Below are 7,321 nucleotides of genomic sequence, written 5' to 3' on the forward strand. Positions count from 1 at the left end.
CGTCCACGGCGGTTCGCGTTGGGGCGTGCGCGGCGACCTGAGAAACTAGCTCCCGTGACCACTGACCCCGCCGCGCTGCTCGCTGCCGTCGAAGGCCTCCGCACGACCGCCGCCGGCGTGCGCCTGCCCCTCGAGCTCGACGGGGTCGATCGGGCGCGCACCACGCAGCGCGAGCTCGTGCAGCAGCTTGACGACTACGTCCTGCCGCGCCTCCGCTCCCTGGACGCGCCCCTGCTGGCGGTCGTCGGCGGCTCCACCGGCGCCGGCAAGTCCACCATCGTCAACTCCGTGGTCGGCGAGAACGTCACCGCCACCGGTGTCATCCGGCCCACCACGCGGGCCTCGGTGCTGGTGCACCACGAGGAGGACACCCGCTGGTTCACCGACAAGCGGGTCCTGCCCGAGCTCGCCCGGATCGCCGGGCAGAGCGTGCAGGACGACCCCGGCTCGGTGCGCCTCGTGACCTCCGACGTGCTGCCCTCGGGGCTGGCCCTCCTGGACGCCCCCGACATCGACTCCGTGGTGCAGGCCAACCGCTCGCTGTCCAAGCAGCTCCTGTCCGCGGCCGACCTGTGGCTCTTCGTCACGACCGCGGCGAGGTATGCCGACGCCGTCCCCTGGGACCTGCTGCGCGAGGCGAGCGAGCGGGGCACCTCGGTCGCCATCGTCCTCAACCGGGTCCCCCCGGAGGCGCTGGAGCAGATCCGGCTGCACCTGGCCACCATGCTCAAGGAGCAGGGGCTGGGCCAGGCCCCGATCTTCACCATCAACGAGGTGGATCTCGACCAGGGCCGGATCCCCGCGCGCGACATCGAGCGGCTGCGCGGCTGGCTCTCCTCGCTCGCCAGCGACGCCCGCGCCCGGTCCGTCGTCATCCGACGCACGCTGACCGGCACCCTGGGCTCGCTCGCCGAGCGGGCGGGCGGTCTGGTCGCCGCCGGCCAGGCGCAGGCCGTGGCCCGGACGGAGCTCGAGAAGGGGCCGCGCGCGGCATACCAGGACGCCCTGGCGGGCGTGGAGGCCGGCATCAACGACGGCTCGCTCCTGCGGGGAGAGGTGCTGGCCCGCTGGCAGGAGCTGGTCGGGACCGGCGAGTTCCTCCGCTCGGTGGAGGCCGGCATCGGCCGGCTGCGTGACCGGATCGGCGCCTGGTTCACCGGCAAGCAGGTGACCTCCGAGCCGCTCGGCGAGGCGCTGCAGACGGGCGCGGCCGCACTCATCACCTCGCACGGCCAGGTCGCGTCGAGCACGGCGGCGCGGGGCTGGAAGACGGCGCCGGGCGGCCGCGAGCTGATGGACGCCCACCCCGAGCTGACCAGGGCCTCGCCCGGCTTCGCCGAGGACGTGGAGCGGCTGATCCGCGACTGGCAGCACGACATCTTCGACATGGTCCGCGAGGAGGCGGGCTCGCGGCGCTCCACGGCGCGCTACCTCGCCTTCGGCGTCAACGGGCTCGGCGTCCTCCTCATGGTGGTCGTCTTCAGCATGACCGCAGGCCTGACCGGGGGTGAGATCGCCATCGCCGGAGGGTCGGCCGTGCTGGCGCAGCGGCTGCTGGAGGCGGTCTTCGGCGACCAGGCCGTGCGGTCGATGGCCGTGAAGGCGCGGGAGTCGCTGATCGCGAGGGTGGAGGCGTTGTACGACGACGAGCGGGCGCGGTTCGACCGGGCTCTGGAGGAGGTGCCCGTGGACCCGGCTGCGATCAGCCAGCTCGAGGCGGCCGCGACGACCGTGGAGACGAGCCGATGATCGGGCGTCGCAAGGACCGCGGACGGGCCGGCCTGCCGCTGACCGAGCGCGCCGACGCGCTGCGCTCGGCGCTCGACATCGGCGGGCACGAGCTGGACGCCGCGGCGACGGAGCGGGCCAGGGCCCTCGTCGGGCGGGTCGAGGAGCGGTGGGCGCTCAAGGGCGGGCGCACCGTCGTCGCCCTCGCCGGAGCCACCGGGTCGGGCAAGTCCAGCCTCTTCAACGCCCTGGTCGGCGACGACGTGGCCCTGATCAGTCCGCGCCGACCGACCACGGCCGAGTCCGCGGCCGCCGTCTGGGGCGAGGAGGAGTCCGGCCCGCTGCTGGACTGGCTGGGGATCCACAACCGTCACCAGGTGCCCGCCACGCCGCAGAACATGCCGCTGGACGGTCTGGTGCTGGTCGACCTGCCGGACTTCGACTCCCGAGAGACCCGGCACCGGGTCGAGGCCGACCGCATCCTGGAGCGCGCGGACGTCTTCGTGTGGGTCGCGGACCCGCAGAAGTACGCCGACGCCCGGCTCCACGACGACTACCTCCGCCCGCTGCGCCACCACGACACCGTCATGATGCTCGTCCTCAACCAGGTGGACCGGCTGCGGGGCGAGGGGGACGTGGACCGGGTGCGCGCCGACCTGCGGCGCCTCACGCGCGGGGACGGCGCCGGTGACCACGAGGTGATCGCCACCTCCGCCCGGACCGGAGCCGGGCTCGACGAGCTGCGCGAGCGGATCGGTCAGGTCGTCCGCGCCCGCACCGCGGCCGAGGCCCGCCTCGTCGGCGACGTGCAGACGGCTGCGGAGCTGGTCGCCGAGGGAGTGGGGCAGTCCACGCCGCCCTTCACGGAGGAGGCGGACGCCCGGCTCCACCACGCGCTCAAGGTGGCGGCCGGTGTGCCCGTCGTGCTCGACGCGGTGGAGCGCGACTACCTCCGCCAGGCCAACACGCGCGCCGGGTGGCCGGTCACCCGCTGGCTGTCCCAGCTGCGACCGGACCCGCTCAAGCGGCTGCGGCTCGGCGACAACACTCCTGGCCCCGCCGGCATCGCGCCCTCCGACGTGCGCGGCGTGCTCGGCCGCTCCTCGCTGCCGGCGCCCTCGCCGGCCGCCCGCGCCAACGTCCAGCTGGCGACCCGCCAGGTCGCCGAGGAGGCAGGGGCGAGCCTGCCGCCGCGCTGGGCCGACGCGGTCGTCGACGCGGGCTCGCCGCGCGAGGACAACCTCTCCGACGCTCTCGACCAGGCCGTGATGGGCACGCCGCTGCGGGCCCGGACGCCCGTGTGGTGGGGGGTCCTGGGAGCGATCCAGGTCCTGCTGGCCGTGGTCGCGCTCGTCGGCGTGCTCTGGCTCGTGCTGCTGACCGTGCTGGGCTGGCTGCAGCTGCCGATCGACGCGCCGTTCTGGGGGCCCGTCCCGATCCCGCTGCTGCTCGCCGGCGGCGGGCTGCTCGCGGGGGCGCTGCTAGCGCTCGTGGTCAGCGTCTTCGCCCGGCTGGGCGCCCGACGGCGACGGTCCGCGGTCGAGGAACGGCTCGACGAGGCCATCGACGAGGTGTCCTACCAGCACGTGCGCCGCCCGGTCATGGCGGTGCTGGACCGTCACGAGAAGACCCGTCAGCACCTGCAGCGCGCCGCCTCCTGACGACCGGACAGGCGTTCCTGCCGCACCGGCCCCTTGACGACCGGACAGGCGTTCCTGCCGCACCGATCCCTTGACGACCGGACAGGCGTTCCTGCCGGTGTGACCCACCCACGTGGGGCGTAACGTGGAGCACCCGGCGGAAGGGCCAGCCATGGCACAGGCATGCACGCCCCTGGACGAGGTGCGCGACGTCATACCGAGCGCGGACGGGTGCCAGGACTGCCTGGCCACCGGTGACCGGTGGGTGCACCTGCGGATCTGTATGACGTGCGGGCACGTCGGTTGCTGCGACAGCTCGCCGAACAGTCACGCCACCGCGCACTGGCGTCAGACCGGTCACCCGGTGGTCCGCTCGTTCGAGCCGGGGGAGGACTGGTGGTGGTGCTACGAGGACCAGCTGGGCTTCCAGGTCCCGGACGCACCGCCGGCGCCGTCGCACAGGTGAGCTTCGTCCACATCCCCTCCCTCAGGGCAGGCGGCGTCCACAGGGCGCCGGCCAGCTCTTCCCTCTGCCTCGTGTCCCGCCCACGATGGGGTCACGGCCCGTCGCCGACGGGCACGACCTAGGAGGGGAACGATGGTGGAGACCAGGATGACGATCGCGGGCAACCTGACCAGGGACCCGCAGCTGCGCTTCGGCAGGAATTCCGGACGGCCGTTCGCGGTGCTGTCGGTGGCGGTGAACAACCGCCGGCAGGACAAGGAGTCGGGCCAGTGGGTCACGACCGGGACGACCTACTTCGACGTGCTCTGCATGCGCGAGAAGGGGGCCAACGCCCTGCTGACCTTCAAGAAGGGCGACCCGGTGATCGCGCACGGCAAGCTCCGGCTCCAGCCGTGGAGCAACGAGCAGGGCAGCGGTGTCAACGTGACGATCGACGCCGACGCCGTGGGTCCGGACGTGAGCTTCGGCACCGCACCCTTCACCCGCGGTCGACCCGGTTACGGGCTGGACCCGGTGGACGACTACGAGCCCTCGGGGGACGCCGAGCTCGGGCACCTGGAGCGGTTGGCCGACGCCAACGGCGAGGTCGACGACGACGCGGCGGCCCTGATCCTGGCCCGGTCGGAGCAGGACACCGACGAGGAGGACCAGGTCGCGGCCTGAGCCGGTCGGCACCGCGCCGGACGGCGGGCAGGTGACTCCATGAGCGCCCCCTGAGCGATTCGTGGGGGAACCTGCCCGCCGGATACCCTGGGAGTCATGGCCGAATTCATCTACACCATGACGCGCGCCCGCAAGGCGGTCGGCGACAAGGTGATCCTCGACGACGTCACGATGTCCTTCTACCCAGGCGCCAAGATCGGCGTCGTGGGCCCGAACGGCGCGGGCAAGTCGACCATCCTCAAGATCATGGCCGGACTGGACCAGCCCTCCAACGGCGAGGCCCGCCTGTCCCCGGGCTACAGCGTCGGCATCCTGCTGCAGGAGCCGCCGCTCAACGAGGAGAAGACCGTCCTGGGCAACGTCCAGGAGGGTGTCGGCGAGATCAAGGCCAAGCTCGACCGCTACAACGAGATCTCCGAGCTCATGGCCGACCCGGACGCCGACTTCGACGCCCTCATGGCGGAGATGGGCACGCTCCAGGAGGAGATCGATCACGCCGACGCCTGGGACCTCGACGCACAGCTCGAGCAGGCGATGGACGCCCTGCGCTGCCCGCCGCCGGACGCCGACGTGACCGTGCTCTCCGGTGGTGAGCGCCGACGCGTGGCGCTGTGCAAGCTGCTGCTGAGCAAGCCGGACCTGCTGCTGCTCGACGAGCCCACCAACCACCTGGACGCCGAGTCTGTCCAGTGGCTGGAGCAGCACCTCGCGGCCTACCACGGCGCCGTGCTCGCCGTCACCCACGACCGCTACTTCCTCGACAACGTCGCGCAGTGGATCGCCGAGGTCGACCGGGGCCACCTCTACCCCTACGAGGGCAACTACTCGACCTACCTGGAGAAGAAGCGCGAGCGCCTCGCCATCCAGGGCAAGAAGGACGCCAAGCTCGCCAAGCGCCTGGAGAAGGAGCTGGAGTGGGTGCGCTCCAACGCCAAGGCCAAGCAGACCAAGAACAAGGCGCGTCTGGCCCGCTACGAGGAGATGGCGGCCGAGGCCGACAAGACCCGCAAGCTGGACTTCGAGGAGATCCAGATCCCGCCGGGCCCGCGTCTGGGCAACCAGGTCATCGAGGTGAGCGACCTGCGCAAGGGCTTCGGCGACCGGGTCCTCATCGACGGCCTGAGCTTCACCCTGCCGCGCAACGGCATCGTCGGCGTGATCGGTCCCAACGGTGTCGGCAAGACCACGCTGTTCAAGACCATCGTCGGGCTCGAGGAGCCGGACGGCGGCACGGTCAAGATCGGTGACACGGTCAAGATCAGCTACGTCGACCAGGGCCGGGCCAACATCGACCCGCAGAAGTCGCTGTGGGAGGTCGTCTCCGACGGCAACGACTTCATCCAGGTCGGTCAGGTCGAGATCCCCTCGCGCGCCTACGTCAGCCAGTTCGGCTTCAAGGGCCCGGACCAGCAGAAGAAGGCCGGCGTCCTCTCCGGTGGTGAGCGCAACCGCCTCAACCTGGCGCTGACCCTCAAGGAGGGCGGCAACCTGCTGCTCCTCGACGAGCCGACCAACGACCTGGACGTCGAGACCCTCGGCTCCCTCGAGAACGCCCTGGAGTCCTTCCCGGGCTGCGCCGTGGTCATCAGCCACGACCGGTGGTTCCTCGACCGCGTCGCCACGCACATCCTCGCCTACGAAGGTGACGAGGAGGACCCGGCGAAGTGGTACTGGTTCGAGGGCAACTTCGGCGCCTACGAGGAGAACAAGATCGAGCGCCTGGGTGCCGAGGCGGCTCGTCCGCACCGCGTCACCTACCGCAAGCTCACCCGCGACTGAGCCCGCCCGACGGTCCCCGCTGAGCGCGTGCCTCGTCGACGCAGGCCCCGGCCGCCGCTCCCTCCCCGGGACGGGCTGGGGCCTGCGCGCGTCCGGCTCCCGGTCGACGGCCGCTGGTCGACCGTCGTCGAGTTCCTCGTCACGGTCACCGGTGACGAGGAGGGGGTATGGCGTCGCGTGCGGGCGGGGGAGGTGCTCCTGGGCGACGGGACCCGGGTCGAGGAGGGCACGCCCTACCGGCCGGGCGGCGCGGCATACCTCTATCGGGACGTGCCCGTGGAGACCGAGGTGCCGGGCCGGCTCGAGGTGCTCCTGCGCGACGACGACACCGGGCTCCTCGCCGTCGACAAGCCTCCCTTCCTGGCGACCATGCCGAGAGGCCAGCACGTCTCCCAGACGGTCCTGGTCCGGCTGCGTCGCGAGCTCGGCCTGCCCGACCTCGCACCCGTCCACCGGCTCGACCGGCTGACCAGCGGCGTCCTGCTGCTCACCACCCGCCCGGAGGCCCGCAGTGCCTATCAGCGGATGGTGCAGGCCGGCGGGCTGAGCAAGACCTACCTGGCGCTCGCGCCGCTCGCGGTCGATCCACTGCCGGTCGTCGTGCGCAACCGGATCGTCAAGACCAGGGGCGAGCTCCAGGCGCGGGTCGTGCCGGGCGAGCCGAACGCCCAGACCCTTGTCGAGCTGGAGGAGGTGCTCGGGCTCGGGCAGGAGGTGCTCGGCCGCTACCGGCTCACACCGACCACCGGCCAGACCCACCAGCTGCGCGTCCACCTCAGCGGCCTCGGCATCCCGATCGCGGGGGATCCGCTCTATCCGGTCGTGCGGGAGGTCGCCGCCGACGACCTCAGCACGCCCCTGCAGCTGCTGGCCAGCGATGTGCGCTTCACGGACCCCGTCAGCGGAGTCGCACGGCACGTCGTGTCCCGCAGGGCGCTGCCCCTGGTCGGCCACCCGCGGTCCTGACCCACTCACGTGAGTGGCACGGGCACGCCATACCGGTTGAGCGCGTGCCTGACCCACTCACGTGAGTGGCGCGGGCACG

The 7,321-nt window shown here is 72.2% G+C and carries 6 protein-coding genes; all 6 read left to right on the forward strand.

Translation table 11 applies throughout. The annotated features are described in order from the left end of the window. The first annotated feature begins 54 nt into the window (after positions 1-54). The 6 genes from IEV65_RS03675 (at position 55) to IEV65_RS03700 (ending at position 7,242) form a co-directional block, all read left to right on the forward strand. Positions 55-1,749 carry a GTPase family protein gene (locus IEV65_RS03675; protein WP_188428229.1) on the forward strand — a complete coding sequence of 565 codons (1,695 nt, stop codon included), beginning with the start codon at positions 55-57 and terminating at the stop codon, positions 1,747-1,749. Then, positions 1,746-3,389, forward strand: coding sequence for a YfjP family GTPase (locus tag IEV65_RS03680; RefSeq protein ID WP_188428230.1), 1,644 nt, complete (start codon positions 1,746-1,748; stop codon positions 3,387-3,389). Before IEV65_RS03675 ends, IEV65_RS03680 begins: the two co-directional genes overlap by 4 nt. Before the next feature lie 151 nt (positions 3,390-3,540). Further along, entirely contained in the window at positions 3,541-3,834 is a 294-nt protein-coding gene (locus IEV65_RS03685) for a ubiquitin carboxyl-terminal hydrolase 14 (protein WP_188428231.1), read from the forward strand. 132 nt (positions 3,835-3,966) lie between these two features. Next, complete coding sequence (locus IEV65_RS03690) at positions 3,967-4,497, forward strand: single-stranded DNA-binding protein (protein WP_188428232.1); 531 nt, start codon at positions 3,967-3,969, stop codon at positions 4,495-4,497. Between the two features lie 96 nt (positions 4,498-4,593). Further along, a complete protein-coding gene (gene ettA / locus IEV65_RS03695; protein ID WP_188428233.1) occupies positions 4,594-6,276 on the forward strand; it encodes an energy-dependent translational throttle protein EttA in 1,683 nt (560 codons plus the stop codon). Positions 6,277-6,303: 27 nt separating this feature from the next. After that, complete coding sequence (locus IEV65_RS03700) at positions 6,304-7,242, forward strand: pseudouridine synthase (protein WP_188428234.1); 939 nt, start codon at positions 6,304-6,306, stop codon at positions 7,240-7,242. Positions 7,243-7,321 lie beyond the last annotated feature (79 nt).

Source organism: Ornithinimicrobium tianjinense (assembly GCF_014636495.1).
Lineage (GTDB): Bacteria > Actinomycetota > Actinomycetes > Actinomycetales > Dermatophilaceae > Ornithinicoccus > Ornithinicoccus tianjinensis.